Annotated in this window: 17 protein-coding genes; 14 read left to right on the top strand and 3 right to left on the bottom strand. The window is 45.9% G+C overall.

Translation table 11 applies throughout. From position 1 onward, the window contains the following. Positions 1-68 precede the first annotated feature (68 nt). Genes hfq through hflC form a run of 4 tightly spaced genes read left to right on the top strand, consistent with a single transcriptional unit; the run spans position 69 to position 3,894 of the window. Entirely contained in the window at positions 69-332 is a 264-nt protein-coding gene (gene hfq / locus R7O13_RS22590) for an RNA chaperone Hfq (protein ID WP_005381379.1), read from the top strand. A gap of 38 nt (positions 333-370) precedes the next feature. Beyond that, the gene (gene hflX, locus R7O13_RS22585) at positions 371-1,660 is read left to right on the top strand and encodes a ribosome rescue GTPase HflX (protein ID WP_005381380.1); all 1,290 of its coding nucleotides are present in this window, start codon (positions 371-373) and stop codon (positions 1,658-1,660) included. A 45-nt stretch (positions 1,661-1,705) separates the two neighbouring features. After that, on the top strand, positions 1,706-2,911 hold the full coding sequence (hflK, locus tag R7O13_RS22580; RefSeq protein WP_005381381.1) for an FtsH protease activity modulator HflK: 1,206 nt from the start codon (positions 1,706-1,708) through the stop codon (positions 2,909-2,911). A 2-nt stretch (positions 2,912-2,913) separates the two neighbouring features. After that, complete coding sequence (hflC, locus tag R7O13_RS22575; protein WP_005381382.1) at positions 2,914-3,894, top strand: protease modulator HflC; 981 nt, start codon at positions 2,914-2,916, stop codon at positions 3,892-3,894. A gap of 63 nt (positions 3,895-3,957) precedes the next feature. On the opposite strand, the gene R7O13_RS22570 is transcribed toward hflC, so the two are convergent. Then, complete coding sequence (locus R7O13_RS22570) at positions 3,958-4,143, bottom strand: DUF2065 domain-containing protein (RefSeq protein ID WP_005381383.1); 186 nt, start codon at positions 4,141-4,143, stop codon at positions 3,958-3,960. A gap of 172 nt (positions 4,144-4,315) precedes the next feature. Here R7O13_RS22570 and R7O13_RS22565 point away from each other — a divergent pair, with 172 nt between their 5' ends. Both R7O13_RS22565 and motX read left to right on the top strand, forming a co-directional pair. Further along, positions 4,316-5,632 (top strand): adenylosuccinate synthase, encoded by a 1,317-nt coding sequence (locus R7O13_RS22565; protein WP_005381385.1) that lies wholly within the window; start codon positions 4,316-4,318, stop codon positions 5,630-5,632. A 216-nt stretch (positions 5,633-5,848) separates the two neighbouring features. Next, positions 5,849-6,484: a flagellar protein MotX gene (gene motX, locus R7O13_RS22560; RefSeq protein WP_005381388.1), complete on the top strand. Its 636-nt coding sequence runs from the start codon at positions 5,849-5,851 to the stop codon at positions 6,482-6,484. A gap of 80 nt (positions 6,485-6,564) precedes the next feature. On the opposite strand, the gene hmpA is transcribed toward motX, so the two are convergent. After that, positions 6,565-7,749, bottom strand: a complete 1,185-nt coding sequence (hmpA, locus tag R7O13_RS22555; protein ID WP_318304738.1) for an NO-inducible flavohemoprotein — start codon at positions 7,747-7,749, stop codon at positions 6,565-6,567. A gap of 157 nt (positions 7,750-7,906) precedes the next feature. Between hmpA and nsrR the strand changes: the two genes are divergently transcribed. The 5 genes from nsrR to trpS all read left to right on the top strand — a co-directional run bounded on the left by nsrR (position 7,907) and on the right by trpS (position 13,696). After that, positions 7,907-8,332 (top strand): nitric oxide-sensing transcriptional repressor NsrR, encoded by a 426-nt coding sequence (gene nsrR / locus R7O13_RS22550; RefSeq protein WP_213870389.1) that lies wholly within the window; start codon positions 7,907-7,909, stop codon positions 8,330-8,332. Positions 8,333-8,447: 115 nt separating this feature from the next. Then, positions 8,448-10,955 (top strand): ribonuclease R, encoded by a 2,508-nt coding sequence (gene rnr / locus R7O13_RS22545; RefSeq protein WP_017821742.1) that lies wholly within the window; start codon positions 8,448-8,450, stop codon positions 10,953-10,955. Positions 10,956-11,022: 67 nt separating this feature from the next. Beyond that, a complete protein-coding gene (gene rlmB, locus R7O13_RS22540) occupies positions 11,023-11,766 on the top strand; it encodes a 23S rRNA (guanosine(2251)-2'-O)-methyltransferase RlmB (RefSeq protein ID WP_047103967.1) in 744 nt (247 codons plus the stop codon). Between the two features lie 110 nt (positions 11,767-11,876). After that, complete coding sequence (locus tag R7O13_RS22535; protein ID WP_005382834.1) at positions 11,877-12,563, top strand: phosphoglycolate phosphatase; 687 nt, start codon at positions 11,877-11,879, stop codon at positions 12,561-12,563. Between the two features lie 116 nt (positions 12,564-12,679). Continuing rightward, positions 12,680-13,696 carry a tryptophan--tRNA ligase gene (gene trpS, locus R7O13_RS22530; RefSeq protein WP_005381398.1) on the top strand — a complete coding sequence of 339 codons (1,017 nt, stop codon included), beginning with the start codon at positions 12,680-12,682 and terminating at the stop codon, positions 13,694-13,696. A gap of 56 nt (positions 13,697-13,752) precedes the next feature. Here the strand turns inward: trpS and R7O13_RS22525 are convergent, their stop codons facing one another. Next, positions 13,753-14,127, bottom strand: a complete 375-nt coding sequence (locus tag R7O13_RS22525) for a hypothetical protein (RefSeq protein ID WP_064354374.1) — start codon at positions 14,125-14,127, stop codon at positions 13,753-13,755. Between the two features lie 544 nt (positions 14,128-14,671). Between R7O13_RS22525 and R7O13_RS22520 the strand changes: the two genes are divergently transcribed. The 3 genes from R7O13_RS22520 (at position 14,672) to R7O13_RS22510 (ending at position 19,976) form a co-directional block, all read left to right on the top strand. Continuing rightward, entirely contained in the window at positions 14,672-17,626 is a 2,955-nt protein-coding gene (locus tag R7O13_RS22520; RefSeq protein ID WP_262592680.1) for an ExeM/NucH family extracellular endonuclease, read from the top strand. 189 nt (positions 17,627-17,815) lie between these two features. Next, the gene (locus R7O13_RS22515; protein WP_318304741.1) at positions 17,816-18,403 is read left to right on the top strand and encodes an aminodeoxychorismate/anthranilate synthase component II; all 588 of its coding nucleotides are present in this window, start codon (positions 17,816-17,818) and stop codon (positions 18,401-18,403) included. Positions 18,404-18,764: 361 nt separating this feature from the next. Further along, on the top strand, positions 18,765-19,976 hold the full coding sequence (locus tag R7O13_RS22510) for an aspartate aminotransferase family protein (RefSeq protein ID WP_005381420.1): 1,212 nt from the start codon (positions 18,765-18,767) through the stop codon (positions 19,974-19,976). The last annotated feature ends 100 nt before the right edge of the window (positions 19,977-20,076 follow it).

Genomic DNA, 20,076 nt, shown 5'->3' with positions numbered 1-20,076 from the left:
AGCCGTATCTTTTGCATTGCACCACTAGCTAAATAATTACAACTACAAATTAAATAAGGAAAATAAAAATGGCTAAGGGGCAATCTCTACAAGACCCATTTCTAAACGCGCTACGTCGTGAGCGTATCCCGGTATCTATCTACCTTGTGAATGGTATTAAACTACAAGGTCAGATCGAATCATTCGATCAATTTGTGATCCTGCTGAAGAATACTGTTAACCAAATGGTGTACAAGCACGCGATCTCAACAGTTGTGCCGGCTCGTCCAGTGAGCCATCACAGCGGTGAACGTCCACAAGGTGAGCGTCCACAAGAGAAATCAGAAGATTAATTCTTCATCGAGTATTTTTAAAATAAGGAGTTGATTGCTTGTTTGACCGTTATGAATCCGGTGAGCGAGCCGTACTTGTTCATATCAACTTCACGCAAGAAGGTGAATGGGAAGATCTGGCTGAGTTCGAAATGCTGGTTTCTTCTGCTGGGGTAGAGGCGCTACAAGTGGTAACTGGTAGTCGTCAATCCCCACACCCGAAATACTATGTCGGAGAGGGTAAGGCCCAAGAGATTGCTACAGCGGTACAATCAACGGGTGCCGAAATTGTGATTTTTAATCACGCCCTCTCTCCTGCCCAAGAACGTAACCTCGAAGCACTGTGCCAATGTCGAGTTCTCGACCGCACTGGTCTTATTCTCGATATCTTTGCTCAACGAGCTCGAACACACGAAGGTAAGCTACAGGTAGAGCTGGCTCAACTTCGTCATATCTCTACTCGTTTGATTCGTGGTTGGACGCACCTTGAAAGGCAGAAAGGTGGTATCGGTTTACGTGGCCCGGGTGAAACCCAGCTGGAAACCGACCGTCGCTTATTGCGTGACAGAATCAAAGCCATCCTGCGACGCTTAGACAAAGTAGCGAAGCAGCGTGAACAAGGGCGCCGCGCCCGAAATCGAGCTGAAATCCCAACGGTTTCACTTGTGGGTTACACCAACGCGGGTAAGTCGACACTCTTCAACCGTATTACAGAAGCTGGCGTGTACGCGGCTGATCAATTATTTGCTACTTTGGACCCGACTTTACGTAAGATAGAGTTAGCAGATGTTGGTCCTGCCATCTTGGCAGACACGGTTGGTTTTATTCGACATTTGCCACACGACTTGGTTGCGGCCTTCAAGGCAACCTTGCAGGAAACGCAAGAAGCTGACATTTTGTTACATGTTGTTGATGCCAGTGATGAGCGTTTTCGTGAGAATATTCAAGCTGTTCATGAAGTACTAGAAGAGATCGACGCGCATGAAGTGCCGACTCTGGTTGTCATGAACAAAATCGACAATCTAGATTCGCAGAAACCACGCATAGAACGAGACGAGGAAGGCGTACCTCGCGCAGTTTGGGTTTCAGCAATGGATGGGTTGGGCATTGATGTCCTGTTTGAGGCGCTGACGGAACGTCTGGCGTCACAAATGGTCGAGCATCAGTTGCGAATTCCTCCACAGTATCAAGGACGATTCCGTAGTACCTTCTTCCAAATGAAGTGTATTCAACGTGAGGAATATGACCAGGATGGTAACTTGTTGATCGATATTCGAATGCAGCAAGTAGATTGGTCTAGACTTGAAAAAAGAGAAGGGGCAGTTTTGACTGGCTTTATAGTCACTTAAAGGACTGCTACAGTATAACGTCATATCAAATGATGGAGCTTTCTAATGGCGTGGAATGAGCCTGGAAATAACAACGGCAACAATGGCCGCGATAATGACCCTTGGGGTAATAATAATCGTGGTGGCCAGCGTCCTGGTGGCCGAGATCAAGGTCCGCCAGATTTAGATGAAGTGTTCAACAAACTGAGTCAAAAGCTGGGCGGCAAGTTTGGTAAAAAAGGCGGCGGTGGTTCTCCAATCGGCGGCGGTGGTGGTAGTGCAATTGGCTTTGGCGTGATTGCTCTGATTGCTGTTGCAGTTTGGTTCTTCGCTGGTTTTTACACCATCGGTGAAGCAGAGCGTGGTGTTGTACTGCGTTTAGGTAAATACGATCGTATCGTAGACCCAGGTCTTAACTGGCGTCCTCGCTTTATTGATGAGTACGAAGCGGTAAACGTACAAGCGATTCGTTCACTACGTGCATCTGGTCTAATGCTGACTAAAGATGAAAACGTTGTAACAGTTGCGATGGATGTTCAGTACCGAGTGACTGACCCATACAAATACTTGTACCGTGTAACCAATGCAGACGACAGCTTGCGTCAAGCAACGGATTCTGCACTACGTGCAGTAATTGGTGACTCATTGATGGATAGCATTCTAACCAGTGGTCGTCAGCAAATTCGTCAAACTACGCAAGAAACACTGAACCAAATCATTGATAGCTATGATATGGGTCTGGTACTTGTTGATGTGAACTTCCAGTCTGCTCGTCCACCAGAGCAAGTGAAAGATGCGTTTGATGATGCAATCGCAGCACGTGAGGATGAAGAGCGTTTCATTCGTGAAGCTGAAGCATACAAGAACGAAATCTTGCCTAAGGCAACGGGTCGTGCAGAGCGTTTGAAGAAAGAAGCACAAGGTTACAATGAGCGTGTCACTAACGAGGCTCTTGGTCAGGTAGCACAGTTCGAAAAACTACTACCAGAATACCAGGCAGCGCCTGGTGTAACGCGTGATCGTCTGTACATTGACGCAATGGAAGAGGTGTACTCAAGCACTTCGAAAGTGTTGATTGACTCGGAATCAAGCGGCAATCTTCTTTACCTTCCAATCGATAAGTTGGCGGGACAAGAGGGCAAAGCAGATACCAAACGTAAATCGAAGTCATCTTCAACCTATGATCAAATTCAACTTGAGTCTGATCGTACACAAGAAGACACTTCGAACTCGCAGTCTCGTTCAACAGGTTCACGTCAAGGGAGATACTAAGAATGCGTAAGTTAATGATCCCTGTACTGGTAATCGCACTGGCATTAATGTTGATGTCTTTGTTTGTGATTCCTGAAGGTGAGCGCGGTATCGTGGTTCGATTTGGTCGTGTCTTGAAAGACAATAACGACATCACTCGAATTTACGAGCCTGGTCTGCATTTCAAGATGCCTTTGTTTGACCGTGTGAAACAACTTGATGCACGTATCCAAACAATGGATGGTCGTGCAGACCGTTTCGTAACGTCTGAGAAAAAAGACGTTATCATTGATACCTACGTGAAGTGGCGTATTGAAGATTTTGGTCGCTACTACCTCGCGACAGGCGGTGGTAACTCGCTAACGGCAGAGGCACTACTTGAGCGTAAAGTGACGGACGTGCTTCGTTCTGAAATCGGTGCTCGTGAAATCAAACAGATCGTATCTGGTCCACGTAACGATGATGTGCTACCAGAAGACGCAAGTGCTGATGTTGTCGCAACTGAAGCGGCTCGTGAAGCGCTTGAGATTGATGGTGAACGCGACCTAATCATGTCTGAAGTATTGAAAGACACGCGTGAAAGCGCAATGAAAGACTTGGGTGTTCGTGTCGTTGATTTCCGAATGAAGAAAATCAACCTGCCTGATGAAATCAGTGAGTCTATCTACCGTCGCATGCGTGCGGAGCGTGAGTCCGTTGCTCGTAAGCACCGTTCTCAAGGTCGTGAAAAAGCGGAAGTTATTCGTGCTCAAGCAGAACTAGAAGTAGCAACTATTCTAGCTGAAGCTGATAAAACTGCGCGTGTGACACGAGGTGAGGCGGATGCTGAAGCTGCGAAGATTTATGCTGAAGCATACAACAAAGACCCTGAGTTCTTTAGCTTCCTACGTTCGCTACGTGCGTATGAGAAGTCCTTCAGCTCTAAGAGCGATATTCTGGTGCTTGATCCGAAGAGTGAGTTCTTCCAATACATGAACCAGTCGAAGGGCAGCATGGAGAAATAATCTCCGCGTCTCATTGAAATAAAAGGCTCCTTAGGGAGCCTTTTTTGTATCTGATGCTAAGTGCTAGCTCATCATGATGGCGATGACGGCTCCAGCAACTACTAGGCAGCCACCGATGCGTCGTAGCTGATTGTTGGGTTGTTCACTTAATTGAGCCACCATATTCCGCCAACCGTTAGGAGCAATCAGTGGCCCAATGCCTTCCACGATCAAGACGAGCCCAATCGCCAACCATATGGATTCAGACATAGCGCTTTCCAGTCGAATAGAGAAAGCTAAATACTATCAGTGATATGCTGATTTCAAAATGAACAAAGCGGCAAGATGACATTCTGGTAGCAACTCTGTGAACAAAAAATGACTGCAAGAAGCGTGATTCGGTGCTAGAATCCATTTTTAACTAGCAATCAGACTTGGAAAGATGGGAAATAACGTAGTCGTTCTAGGCACCCAATGGGGTGACGAAGGTAAAGGTAAAATCGTAGACCTTTTAACTGAAGATGCAAAATACGTGGTACGCTACCAAGGCGGTCACAACGCAGGTCACACTCTCGTAATTGACGGTGAAAAAACCGTTCTTCACTTAATTCCATCAGGTATCCTTCGCGATAACGTAAAATGTGTTATCGGTAACGGTGTTGTACTATCACCTGAAGCTCTACTTAAAGAAATGAAGCCTCTTGAAGAGCGCGGTATTCCAGTACGCGAGCGTCTTTTCATTTCTGAAGCATGTCCGCTAATTCTTCCTTACCACGTTGCAATGGACCAAGCTCGCGAAATCGCTCGCGGTAAAAAAGCTATCGGTACTACTGGTCGTGGTATCGGTCCAGCATACGAAGATAAAGTTGCTCGTCGCGGTCTACGCGTTGGCGACCTATTCGATATGGCGACTTTCGCAGAGAAGCTAAAAGAAGTCATGGAGTTCCATAACTTCCAACTAGTTAACTTCTACAAAGCGGAACCAGTAAGCTACGAAGAAGTACTTGAGCAAGCTAAAGGCTACGCTGAACTACTAACGTCAATGGTTATCGACGTAACTGACGAACTAGACGCAGCACGTAAGCGCGGCGACAAGATCATGTTCGAAGGTGCACAAGGTACACTACTTGATATCGACCACGGTACTTACCCGTACGTAACGTCTTCTAACACGACTGCTGGTGGTGTTGCTGCAGGTTCTGGTTTTGGTCCTCGTCACATCGGTTACATCTTGGGTATCGCAAAAGCGTACTGTACTCGCGTTGGTGCTGGTCCATTCCCGACTGAACTATACGACGGTTTAGATAAGCAAGATCCAATTGGTAAGCACTTAGGTGAAGTTGGCCACGAGTTCGGTGCGACAACTGGTCGTCTACGTCGTACAGGTTGGTTCGATGCTGTTGCTATGCGTCGTGCAATCCAAATCAACTCTGTATCTGGTTTCTGTCTAACTAAACTAGACGTACTAGATGGTCTAGAAGAGCTAAAAATCTGTACTGGTTACAAGATGGAAGATGGCTCCGTGCTAGAAGTTTCTCCGATGGCTGCTGAAGCATTCGAAAAAGCAACGCCAATCTACGAAACAATGCCTGGTTGGTCTGAGAACACATTTGGTGCTAAGTCACTAGATGCTCTACCACAAGCCGCTCTTGACTACATCAAGCGTATTGAAGAGCTAACTGGCGTTCCAGTAGACATCATCTCTACAGGTCCTGACCGTAACGAAACTATCATCAAAGTTCACCCATTCGAAGCTTAATTGATAGCCGTTAAAGATTGCAAAAGCCGACCTTATGGTCGGCTTTTTTGTATCTGAACAAAAACAGCGTGACTCTCATATGGCAAGCTTTTGCCGCTGAGCCTAAATCAGAGGCAAAAATTGTCTAAAGCTTAGCTGTTTTTTGCCGATAAGGTTATCAAGCAGAGGAGATCCTTCACCGATCTTTGGTTTCTTAGATACCTTAAGGGTACGTTTATGAAGTTACGAACAGTGGCTGCTTCACTGTTGTTGACCTTGGTTGCTACCACAGTGAAAGCCAATGTTGCTGATGTGGGGGCACCAGTTCCGATCTATACCGAAGCAGAGCTGATAAAGCTTATTGAGCAAAATAAGCACTTACAACGTGTGCGCGCTGATAACTGCCAGCTGGTGGAGGATATCGTAGCTCGTGCGACTCGAATTAACTTACCCGCTTATGAGTTTCTATACGGAGATATGTTGGCTTGGGGTGTGTGTGTCGAGCAAGATGTCGAACTGGGTCTTTACTACATCGAAAATGCAGCACATCAGGGGTTACCTGCTGCACTAGAGCAGATTGGCCGATACTATTCGCGTGGCACTTTAGTACAGCAAGATAAAGAACGTGCAATTCCATATTTGCGAGAAGCTGCGTCAATGGGAAACCTAAACGCGCGTATTCATCTGGCCGAGTTGCTTTTACGTGATTATGGCAGTCCACTCGATTACGAAGATGCGTATCGTTGGTTATATAACTCTGTCACAGCAGATAAGCGGCAGCATAAGCGCATAACTGTATTGAGAAACGGCCTTGAACAGCGCATGCCACAAAACGTTATTGCTCGAGCTAAACGGCGAGACACCTTTTGGTAACGCTTCAATATTGCAAACAACTGCATACAACAAAGCCCACGTCACGTGGGCTTTGTTGTTTTCCCGATAGCTGATAGCGCTTAAACCACTTTGTGTGGACCGAAGCATTCGTAATGGAATTGCTCTTGTGGTACGCCAAGTTCTAATAGCTGTTTCGCTACGTGCTGCATAAATCCTACAGGGCCACAGAAGTACACCTGCACGTTATCTTGCTTTAATGCTGCTTCAATTTCATACAGATTGACAAAGCCCGTGAAGTGGAAGTCTTCACCTAGCTTGTCTTCTGTCGTTGGTTGGTTATACCAAACGAGCGCGTTCATATTTTCTTTTTCTGCAACGAGTTGGTTTACGTGTTGCTTGAAAGCATGCTGTTGGCCATTTTCGGTTGCATGAACCCAAGTTACAGGTGCTTGATGTGCTGAGAGACTTTCTAGCATTGACAGCGTTGGAGTAAGTCCCACACCCGCAGAAATTAGAACAACGGGTGTTTGTGGTTCGGCATCCATAAAGAAGTCACCGGCAGGGGCCGCAAGCTGCACTTTTTCGCCAATGTTCAGGCTATCGTGCAGGTAGTTCGACACTTTTCCGCCTTCTTCACGTTTTACCGAGATACGGTAAGTGTTCTCTTGGACCGCAGAAGACAGACTATATTGGCGAATTTCTTGGTTTTCTAACTGGTCACTGTTGATGTAGATGCCAAGGTATTGTCCCGGTTTATACGGCGCCACTTTTTGACCATCGGTTGGCTTGAGCACAAAGCTGCAAATGTGTTCGCTCTCAATCTTTTTATCGACTAATTCAAATTCGCGTAGACCGCGCCAGCCGCCTTCCAAAGCTTCATTTTGTTGGTAAATTTGTTCTTCGCGCTGAATAAATACATTCGCAAGTACGCCGTAAGCCTCAGCCCAAGCATCCAACACCTCTTGACCTGGATTAAAAAGCTCATCGATTGTCGCAAGTAAATGCTTACCAACGATTTGGTACTGATCTTCTGTGATCAAAAAGCTCGTGTGCTTATGCGCAATTTTCTCTACTGCGCCAAGCAGAGCTGGCAAATTTTCAATATTGGCAGCATAGGCACAGATAGCGTTGAATAATGCTTCACGCTGATCGCCGTTACGCTGGTTACTCATGTTAAAAATATCTTTCAACTCAGGGTTATGAGTAAACATACGCTCGTAAAAGTGCGCGGTCAGTTTTGGTCCTGTTTCGGCGATGAGTGGTGCGGTCGCTTTGACGATCTCGATAGTTTGATTGCTGAGCATAAGGGCTTCCTACTTTAAGTTGTATTTATAATGCATGTTTAAAGTTGTATCTCAAATGTATCTTTCGATCAAGAAAAGATTTACACTTTTATCGATAGCTCAAGTTTGGGGTTTTAGCATCACCAGCGGGTTATTGAGTCGCACTTTGGGAGAGAATATGCAGTTAACTAGTTTCACTGATTATGCGTTGAGAACCTTAATTTTCTTGGCTTCGTTGCCGGAAGATGAGTTAACCAGCATTACCGAAGTGACGGATTTATTTGGTGTGTCGCGCAACCATATGGTTAAAGTTATCAATCGGTTAGGACAGTTGGGTTATGTCCATACCGTGCGCGGAAAAAACGGTGGTATCCGGCTGATGAAGCCAGCATCTGAAATCACAGTCGGTGGTGTTGTGCGCGATTTAGAGCCGTTAGATTTAGTCAACTGTGGTGTGGATTTTTGCCATATTACCCCTGCTTGCCGCCTCAAAGATAAATTGGCGAAAGCAAAAAATGCCTTTCTGGCGGAGTTGGATAACTGCACGATTGAATCCTTGCTCAGTGACAATTCTGAACTTTTGATCTTGCTGGCTCGTCCTTAACTCATTTGCATGCCTAGAGTCGATCTCGATCATTCTTTTTTCAAAGCAATTCTGTAGCTTATCGAGAGACTCAGATATACTAGCCATATACCTTCCTTGCTAGATAGGCGTGCCTATGTCAGACAATATTCCAAACGATCCTTTTGCAGATCGTGAATCCAAAAATTACGAAAATCCAATTCCAAGCCGAGAGTTTATCATCGAGTTTCTAGAGCAAGCGGGCGTTCCAATGAATCGTAACGACTTGTTTGAGGCACTAAAGCTTGAGGGCGAAGAGCAATACGAAGGGTTGCGTCGTCGGCTACGTGCGATGGAGCGAGATGGCCAACTGGTGTTTACCCGCCGTCAGTGCTATGCATTGCCTGAAAAACTTGAAATGGTGAAAGGTTACGTGATTGGTCATCGTGATGGCCATGGTTGGGTACGTCCAGAAGGCAGCGTCGGCAAGGATGATGATATTCTGTTACCGCACCATCAGATGAAGAACATCATCCACGGTGATTTTGTCTTAGTGCAACCTACAGACAACAGCAAGCGCGGCCGCCGTGAAGGACGTTTGGTGCGTGTGCTAGAGGAGCGTAATGATCAAATCGTCGGTCGTTTCTTCCTTGAATATGGATACTCCTACGTTGTCCCAGATGACTCGCGTATCAGCCAAGATATCCTGATCCCAAATGAGCACAAAGCGGGTGCACGCATGGGTAACGTAGTCGTAATTGAAATTACTGATCGTGGCTCACGCTCACGCGGCATGATGGGTAAAGTGGTTGAAGTCCTTGGTGAAAACATGGCACCAGGTATGGAAACACAAATTGCGATTCGTACACACCAAATCCCTCACGAATGGCCAGAAGCCGTCGATAAACAAATCGAAAACTTAGGCGAAGAAGTACCAGAAGAAGCGAAAGTTGGTCGTGTGGATCTACGTGATTTGCCACTAGTGACCATTGACGGCGAAGACGCACGAGACTTTGATGATGCCGTTTACTGTGAAAAGAACAAAGAAGGTGGTTGGCGTTTATGGGTAGCGATTGCTGACGTCAGTTACTACGTTCGTCCTGACTCTGCGTTGGATAAAGAAGCGATCAATCGTGGTAACTCAGTATATTTCCCTTCGCAAGTTGTGCCAATGTTGCCAGAAGTACTGTCGAACGGTCTATGTTCGCTTAACCCGCAAGTAGATCGCTTGTGTATGGTGTGCGAAATGACCATTTCCGATACAGGTAAGCTGTCTGGTTACAAGCATTACGAGGCGGTGATGAACTCGCACGCTCGTCTCACATATAGCAAAGTGAGCGCGATTCTAGAAGGGGATGAAGAACTACGTGAGCGCTACCAGCCGCTTGTTTCTCATCTAGAAGAGTTGCACAAGATGTACAAAGTGCTGAAAGAAGCACGAGATCAACGCGGTGCAATCGAATTTGAAACCGTTGAAACCAAATTTATTTTCAATGCGGAACGTAAAATCGAAAGCATTGAGCCAGTAATTCGTAATGACGCGCATAAGATCATCGAAGAATGTATGATTTTAGCCAACATTGCTTCGGCATCGCTGGTAGAAAAAGCGAAAGAGCCCGCGCTTTATCGTATCCACGAATCTCCAGGTGAATTACGTCTGCAAGGTTTCCGTGACTTCTTAAGTGAACTTGGTCTTGAGCTAAAAGGTGGTTTAGAGCCTTCACCAACGGACTATGCTGATCTCGCACGTCAAATCTCCGGGCGTCAAGATCAAGAGTTGATTCAGACCATGCTGCTACGCTCAATGAAGCAAGCGGTATACAACGCAGATAACGCGGGGCACTTTGGGTTGGCATTGAAACGCTATGCACACTTTACGTCGCCAATTCGTCGTTACCCTGACTTGTTACTTCACCGTGCAATCAAGTATCTGATTGCTAAAGAAGAAGGTCGTAATCAAGATCGCTGGACACCAACAGGTGGCTATCATTACTCGTTTGACGACATGGATTTTTACGGCGAACAATGTTCGATGACAGAGCGCCGTGCTGATGATGCAACACGTGATGTTGCGGATTGGCTGAAGTGTGAATATATGCAAGACCACGTCGGTGACGAACTAGACGGTGTTATTGCTAATGTCACTAGCTTTGGCTTCTTTGTACGTTTAACGGATTTGCACATCGATGGTTTGGTACATATTTCTACCCTTGCGAACGACTACTATCAATTTGACCCGATTGGTCAACGACTTATTGGTGAAAGTTTCGGTAACATCTACCGCTTAGGTGATGCAGTAAAAGTAAAAGTACTGGCTGTTAACCTCGATGATAAGCAAATTGACTTTGAATTGGTCGAAACAAGTCGTAAGCTACGCGGCGAAGGTAAGACTGCGAAGAAACGCGCAGCGGAAGCAAAACGCAAAGCGAAAGATAAAAAACGCGCTGCGACTCGCTCTTCATCGAAGGAAGGTGGCGCGGCTCGTGCAGTTCCTGCGATAGAGCCAACTAAACGCCCAGAAGAAACGGGCGCAACGAGTAAGCGTAATGGCCCAAAACGTGGTGACGCCGAAGGCAACGAGAAGCCTAAAGTGAAAAAAGCACGTAAAAAGAAGCCGCACAGTAAGCCGAAGAAAACCAAGCGCACTAAAAAAGAAGCGCAGTAGGTTGAAGCGCCAACTTAGTTCAAACTTGGTTGGCGCAGGCAATACGACCAGAACAACAGGTTAAACAATGAGTAACGAATTTATCTACGGCATTCACGCAGTGAAGGCGGTATTGGAGCGCGAACCAGAGCGTTTTATCGAGGCGTACGTTTTAAAAGGTCGTCAAGATGATCGCCTAATGCCAATCCTAAATGATCTTCAGGTTTGTGGTGTTTCTATTCAGCAGATGACACGTAAAACCTTGGATGACAAAGCACGCGGTGCAAATCACCAAGGCATCATCGCTCGTGTGAAACCAGCGAAGCAGCTGAATGAGAACGATATAGATGACATCCTTGCAAAGCACGAATCACCACTGCTATTAGTGTTAGACGGAGTGACCGATCCACACAATCTTGGTGCGTGTTTACGTAACGCAGATGCGGCAGGTGCTGCGGCGATCATCGTACCGAAAGATCGTTCTGCGCCAATGAATGCGACGGTAAGTAAAGTCGCTTGTGGTGCAGCTGAAGTCGTACCATTGATCCGAGTGACTAACTTGGCTCGTACTATGCGTACATTGCAAGAGAAAGGCATCTGGTTTGTTGGTACTGCGGGTGAAGCAACGCATGACATCTACCAAGCCAAACTGACTGGACCCCTTGCTATCGTAATGGGGGCAGAAGGTGACGGTATGCGTCGTCTGACTCGTGAAACCTGCGACGATTTGATTAAGATCCCAATGGCTGGTAGCGTTTCAAGCTTGAACGTATCTGTGGCATCCGGCATCTGTTTGTTTGAGGCAGTTCGTCAGCGTATTGCTGCAAAGTAACGACGAAACAAACAGTTACTGTAGAATCAGACATAATGATAAAAACAAAGGATGGGGTGCCATCCTTTGTCGTTTTCACCGATTTATAAATAAAAATCCTCAGGGAAGTTATGACTCAACAAGACATTAAATTCATCGCCTTCGATCTAGATGGCACTTTGCTTGATAGCGTGCCAGATCTAGCTGTCGCGGCAGACCAAGCAGTACAGGCGCTTGGCTTTCCATCGGTTTCAGAAGAACAAGTTCGTGATTACGTGGGTAACGGCGCAGACGTGCTTATTGGTCGCTCATTAAGCCAAAGCCTGACCATCAACCCAGAGCTGAGTGAAGAGCTTCGTGCTAAAGCGCGTGTATTGTTTGATGATTACTACGAGCAAAGCGGTCACAAGCTAAGTCATCTTTACCCAACGGTAAAAGAGACACTAGCAGAGCTGCACAAAGCGGGCTTTGTTATGGCGTTGGTGACTAACAAACCTTCAAAGTTTGTGCCTGACGTTTTGGAAAAGCACGACATCGCAAAATACTTCGTTGATGTCCTTGGCGGTGATGCATTCCCAGAGAAAAAACCAAACCCAGTAGCATTGAACTGGCTAATGGAAAAGCACCAAATCCAACCAAGTGAAATGCTGATGGTTGGCGACTCGAAAAACGACATTCTCGCAGCAAAGAATGCAGGCTGTGCCTCATTTGGTCTGACATATGGTTACAACCACGGTGAACCTATTTCAGCATCAAATCCAGATTTCGTCGCTGACAGTTTGGCAGAATTATTGGACGTTGTAGCGGTTTCTGCATAACGGCTACAAAAGAGCTTCCAAAATACTCGTTAATGAGTACACTGAGTAAACCGTGCACCTATTACTGCACGGTTTTTTTCATTTAATTAGATTAAGAAGTCAAAGGAATCATTCTAATGAGCAAACCCATTGTATTGAGTGGTGTTCAACCTTCAGGTGAACTAAGTATCGGTAACTACTTGGGTGCTCTACGTCAATGGCAGCAGATGCAAGACGATTATGATTGCCAATATTGTGTGGTAGACCTTCACGCGATTACGGTTCGTCAGGACCCTAAAGCGCTGCATGAAGCAACTCTAGACGCACTGGCAATTTGTCTGGCAGTTGGTGTTGACCCGAAGAAGAGCACGCTATTTGTTCAGTCACATGTACCAGAGCATGCTCAATTAGGTTGGCTTCTTAACTGCTACACTCAAATGGGTGAGCTGAGCCGTATGACTCAGTTTAAAGACAAATCGGCACGTTACGCGAATGACGTAAACGTCGGTCTATTTGACTACCCGGTGTTGATGGCGGCTGACATTTTGCTTTACGGTGCACACCAAGTACCTGTAGGCAGTGACCAGAAGCAACATCTAGAATTAGCGCGCGATATCGCAACGCGTTTCAACAATATTTACTCGCCAGAGCAGCCAATCTTCCAAGTTCCAGAGCCTTACATTCCGACAGTAAATGCGCGTGTAATGAGCCTTCAAGACGCAACGAAGAAGATGTCTAAATCTGATGACAACCGTAAGAACGTTATCACGCTGCTGGAAGAGCCTAAGTCGATCCTTAAGAAGATCAACAAAGCGCAAACCGATACCGAAACGCCACCAAGTATCCGTCATGATATCGAGAACAAGGCGGGCATTGCTAACCTAATGGGTCTGTACTCTGCGGCGACAGGCATGAGCTTCGAAGAGATTGAAGCGAAGTACCAAGGCGTAGAAATGTATGGCCCATTTAAGAAAGATGTTGGTGAGGCAGTTGTAGCAATGCTTGAGCCAATTCAAGCAGAATATCACCGTATTCGCGCTGATCGTGCTTACATGGACGAGGTAATGCAGCAAGGCGCTGAGAAAGCCTCGGCACGAGCGGCTGAAACGCTTAAGAAAGCATACGAAGCAGTAGGTTTTGTAGCTCGCCCATAGTTGCTAAGAACGAATACGAAAAGCTCCACTTTGGTGGAGCTTTTTTTATGCCTGTATTACTGAAATGGTGTGTCTTTCATACAGCGTTCCATGTCGTAATATTCAACACGTCCTCGAGCTCCTAGAAAGGCAGACTTCACAACCATGCCTCTATCAATGAAGTAACTAAGCTGTACGCATGATATATCGTAGCTGAGTTCTTTAATTCTCGCTGGAATCCAGTAGGTTCCTGGCGTTCTTAGACGCTGAGTAAAGGTAATAACACCCTCGTCACTGACTTCTAGCTCTTCAATACCATCCAGTTCATTTTTGGCTGATTCGATGATGTCTTGATTCGCCGTAGGTTGAAGTGGCTCACTGGCGGTCAACTGACACCCCGCTATCAAGCCAAGTAGGGAGAGAGCTAGCACACTGCGTTGAATTGTTTTCATTTGTCGTTCCTGGGTTTACAGCTAATGAGATCTTATTGTCTCGCGCAGGTGTTATATCTTTTGTGTATGTTTTTGGCTAGTGAGTAATGAAAAGTTATTGAATAAATCATGAAAACTTTGAAGTATGAGGGGCCTGTATAAGAGAGAACGAAGCGAGTAATAGATTCTTGGGCTTGAACAGTGATACAAGTGAAAATTAAAGCATTCTAAATTAGTGACTAATTATATTTTTTATTTGTAACAGGAACGGTTGGGTTAATAAGCCACTCAACAAGTGATGTATTTTCTACTCCTTAACATGAAGTGAAAAAGTAAACTGAGTAATCAATCTAAATTCTGACTTGTTTATCAATAGCGCTCTGTATTTATTACAAAAAATGTTTGAATGGGATGCTCTGGCATATTTTCTTATATTCACATGTGATTCATTTCACGGCTTTAATTACTCATTCTTATTTATTTCATAAATAAACCTGATAGTAGACGCAAATGGCAGGCTCTAACCAGAGCTAAGTTTGCATTTACATAAATATCAGGTATGACAATGGACACGTTAATCAAACCCTCAATACTCGCATTAACCATCGCCAGTGCACTTAGTGCAAACGCGAACGCAGAGATTATTATTTCCCAATACGTAGAAGGCGGCGCTTATAATAAAGCGGTAGAGATCGCTAATACGGGTGATACTGCGGTGACACTCACTGGCTACGAGTTGGCGAAATCATCAAACGGTGGTGGTACTTGGGGTAGCACATTCGACCTTAGCCAAGTGACGCTACAAGCTAACCAAGTGTATGTACTGGCGCATGGTGACGCGAGCGATACCATCAAAGCTGTCTCGGATATCACAGATAAAAGCGTTGCGAACTTTAACGGTGACGACCCGATCGCACTGCTTAAAGATGGTGAAGTGCACGACATCATCGGTGTGATGGGTGACGTAGATTTTGGTAAAGACACCACATTAGTTCGTAACAGTGATGCACTAACCCCTTCTGCTACTTATGATGCATCTCAGTGGACGGCATTTGAGAAAGACAACATTGACGGCCTTGGTGAGCTAAATGCGACTGAGCCACCAGCACCATTCGCTTGTGAAGTCGACGGTCAGCAACCTAACTTCACTACCATCCAAGATATTCAAGGTGAAGGCGATACGTCTCCATTCATTGATGGTTACCCATACATTACTGACGAAGATCATTTCGTAACGGGTGTCGTGACTGCTGTTACCACTGGCCTAACCAAAGGTTTCTACCTACAAGCATTAGAAAGCGACAACAACGACAAGACCTCAGAAGGCTTGTTCATTCATACTGACGCGGCAGACACGGCGCTGAAAGCTGGTGACGTTGTTTGTGTGAAAGGTAAAGTTCAAGAGTATTACAGCAATACTCAGCTTGCTTCTGATGCTAACAGCTATGTGAAAACAGGCACCTCTGAAGCCCCTCGAGTTACCGATCTTGTTATCAAAGAAGGTGAGAGACTACGTGATGCGCTTGAGCGTCATGAAGGGATGCAAGTTGAGTTAACCTCGGCAAGTGACTTGTTTGTAACTCGAAACTTCTCTTACGACTACGATTCACGTCGTAACAATATGATGCTCTCTCATGAAGCGCCATTGTTAAAGCCGACTCAATTACACGCAGCAGAGAGCGATGCGGCCGTTGAGCTAGCAAAAGACAACGCAGCAAACCGCGTATACCTAGAATCAGATGGCAAAGCACCAAACGGACAAATCCCATACTACCCAGATTTTGCTAAAGATGCAGACCAAGATGGCTCTTCAGAGCAGCACATTCGCCTTGGTTCTCGAGTAGAAGGTCTACAGGGTGTCGTGGCTTACAGCTACAACGAATACCGCCTGATTGCGACGAATGAAGTCAATAACATCAACTTCGTGACTTCAGGTGAAGGCTTCGACGTGGCTCGTAAAGATGCCCCAGCGATTGCGGACTCAGATTTGCGTATTGCAAGCTTCAACGTACTGAACTACTTCAACTCCGTGGCTGACAGTGGTCATGAAAACCCAACCGGACAAAACCGTGGTGCGACTAATCTAGACGAATTCCTGATCCAGCAAGCGAAAATCGTTGCGGCGATGAACAAGATGGACGCAGACGTTATTGGTTTGATGGAAGTGGAAAACAACGGCTTTGGTGATGGCAGTGCTATCCAAAACTTAGTTGATGCCCTAAATGCTGAGATTGATGACGCTGAAGATCATTACACGTATGTCGAAATCGAAGAGCAAGACAAATACCAAGACGAATACTTTGGCAGTGATGCGATCATGGTGGCGATTTTATATCGTGCTAACGCAGTAACGCCAAAAGACGCTGCAAAAGTGATCATCACGCCAGAGCAGCACATTGCAGAAAACACAATTACTCGTAAAGAGGGCACAGAAAGTAACCCTGCTTACGATAAGTACCAACGCCACAGTCTACTTCAGACCTTTACGGTGAAAGAGACGGGTGAAGATTTGTCTATTGTCGTAAACCACTTTAAGTCGAAAGGCTCTGAGTGTATTGAAGAGTGGATTGCCGGTGTAGAAGATTCTGAGCCAGCGGATCTGCAAGGCAACTGTAACAACTTCCGCGTTTCTGCTGCGCACGCAGTGGGTGAAGCGTTGAAAGAGGTGAAAGGCGATGTATTGCTCATGGGCGACCTCAATGCTTATGGCATGGAAGACCCACTTCTGACACTGACTGATTACTCGAAAGAGAAATACGGCCGTGACATTTATACTGCTGCTTACACAACCATTGGTGATGGTGAACTTCAAGTAGAGAAGACCAAAATTGAAAAAGGTTACGGTCTGCACAATTTAAACACGTTGCTGCACGGCACTGATACGTTTTCTTACACCTATTCGGGCGAGCTGGGTAATTTGGATCACGCATTGGCAAGCAGCAGCCTAGCGCAAAAAGTGGTAGCAATTGAAGATTGGCACATCAACTCACTAGAGAGTAACTTGTTCGAATACAGCAGCAAGTACACCGGTGATATGCCGAAGTACAAAGATGCGTTCTCTGCCTCTGACCACGATCCAGTGATCATCGCGATTGATTTACCAGATGATGACATCGATTTACCGAAAGCAGGTGACAACTTAGCTGTCGATGTCCGTTTACCACCAACGGCGGTTGTGGGCGATATTGTTACGGTGAACTTAACGCCATCCACACAAGCGGCTGCGGCAAGCAGCGATACGAAAGCTTACTCGGCTAGCCAAACTTTAGTTCAAGCTGATATTGATGCGCGTAGCGTGAATATTGAGTTTGAACAAACGCCAGAGCAAGGTAATTATCAGTTAGAAGAGAAAGTGACTGACTCGACAGGTAATATCGTGAAGTTTAGCTCTGTTCGTGATGTTTCAATGACGCAAACTGAAGCTGGAACAGAAGGGTCGAAGGATTCAGATGGTGGTTCGTTTGGTTTTGGTGCTCTATTTGCGCTGCTAGGTCTCGGTTTATTCCGCCGTCGCCGCTAAGCGAATTTACTTCCTGACAAACAGTTCCTAAATAGCTGTAAAGACCAAAGGCCAGCCTATGCTGGCCTTTTTATTCAGCAAAAACTTGCCTTTCTTGCTTGGTATAGCAAAATACCGCCCTTGATTGTCACGAACGTGGCGATTCACTACGTAAGCATTGCCAAAACGGATTGGAGCAACCGACCCTTTATGTTGTTGATCATCGATAACTACGACTCTTTTACCTACAACCTTTACCAATACTTCTGCGAGCTTGGTGCAGACGTAAAGGTGGTGCGTAACGATGGAATCGATATCCAAGGCATTGAGGCGATCAACCCAACTCATTTGGTGATCTCGCCAGGGCCATGTACGCCGAACGAAGCAGGTATTTCACTGAAAGCGATAGAACACTTCGCTGGTAAGTTGCCGATCCTAGGAGTTTGTCTTGGTCATCAGGCGATTGCACAAGTGTTTGGAGGGGAAGTGGTACGTGCTCGACAAGTGATGCACGGTAAGACCTCGCCGATTCATCACAACGGTCGTAGTGTGTTTAAAAATCTGAATAACCCACTCACGGTAACCCGTTATCACTCTCTTGTGGTGAAAAACGGTACTTTACCCGACGTGTTTGAACTGACTGCATGGACAGAACTGCCTGACGGAAGCATGGATGAAATAATGGGTTACCAACATAAAACCTTGCCAATTGATGCGGTGCAGTTCCACCCAGAATCAATCAAAACTGAGCAAGGTCACGAGTTGCTTGCGAACTTTTTAGCACGCAAAGCGATCTGATCGCGATCACTTTTCTTAACAAATCATTCATCTTTTTGCTGAGGTGAGCGGATTGCAAAACTATGCGGTTCTCTCGAGTCTCTTTGTCTATTCATGTCTTTTTAAACCTTCTATCCCCTGTATTACATAACATTTATAAAAAATCACTTCTCTATTTTACTTTCTTGATGCATAAATAGTCATAAGCAGTGATTAATGGAAGTTACTTTCGAGAACGAAAAGAATAAATCACTATTGAAATGGTTAATTAAATGTAAATACAATGCCGCAATAGCTTAAATGCAAAACATTATTTGCTGGCAAAGAGAGCCGGTTAAATTCGCTTATCTGCTACGCATGCGGTATCAAGAAGGAATGTGCAATGACAACGGAAATTAAAGTAGAGCGCGGTTTATTCGATGAGGTAATGGTACCTTGCTATAACCCGATGGAAATGATCCCTGTTAAAGGTGAAGGTTCACGTGTTTGGGATCAGGAAGGTAATGAATACATCGACTTTGCTGGTGGTATTGCAGTGAGCTGTCTTGGCCATTGTCATCCAGTAATGGTAAACGCACTAACAGAGCAAGCTAACAAGCTTTGGCACTTAAGTAACGTTATGACGAACGAACCAGCCCTTCGTCTGGCGAAAAAGCTAACAGAAGTGAGTTTTGCTGAGCGAGTGTTCTTTGCTAACTCTGGCGCAGAAGCAAACGAAGCCGCTTTGAAGCTGGCACGTCGTTATGCAGCAGACGTTCATGGCACTGAGAAATCTGAAATCATTGCATTCAAACAAGGTTTCCACGGTCGTACATTCTTTACCGTAACGGTTGGTGGTCAAGCGGCATACTCTGACGGCTTCGGTCCTAAGCCAGGCGACGTGACACACCTTCCTTACAACGATATCGAAGCTTTACAAGCACACATGTCTGATCGTACTTGTGCGGTCATGATGGAGCCACTACAAGGTGAAGGCGGCATCGTGCCACCAACGCCTGAGTTCGCTCAAGCGGTTCGCGAGCTGTGTGACAAACACAACGCCTTACTGATCTTCGATGAAGTGCAAACTGGTAATGGCCGTACAGGTAACTTCTACGCTTACCAAGGTTTAGGTATCACGCCAGATATTCTAAGTACTGCGAAATCACTTGGTGGCGGTTTCCCGATCGGTGCAATGCTAACGACAGCAAAATTGGCAGAGCACATGAAAGTGGGCACTCACGGTTCTACATATGGCGGTAACCCACTAGCGTGTGCGGTTGCAGAAGCGGTTGTAAATGAAGTTACTAAGCCAGAGGTGTTGGCTGGTGTGCTAGAACGCGAAGCAATGTTCCGTGAAGGTCTAGAGAAGATCAACGCGAAGTACAACATCTTCTCAGAAGTGCGCGGTCAAGGCCTATTACTTGGCGCTGCACTAAATGAAGAATGGCAAGGCCGTGCGCGTGACGTGCTGGTTGCTGCAGGTAAACAAGGTCTCATGGTATTGGTTGCGGGTGCCAATGTCGTACGTTTCACACCATCACTCGTTATCACACAACAAGAAATTGAAGAAGGCTTGGCGAAACTGGATAAAGCGATCGCGACTTTAGTTTAAGCGCGATATCAGTTTAAACGTCAACGCAGACACCCCCGTCAAGGATCTCTGATGGGGGAATTGTTCCTACAATATAGTTAGGATCTTCTTGCATCTGGAG

Source organism: Vibrio sp. Y176 (assembly GCF_033438945.1).
Note: the sequence above shows the minus strand (reverse complement) of the source record. Positions and strands in the feature narration are given on the sequence as shown.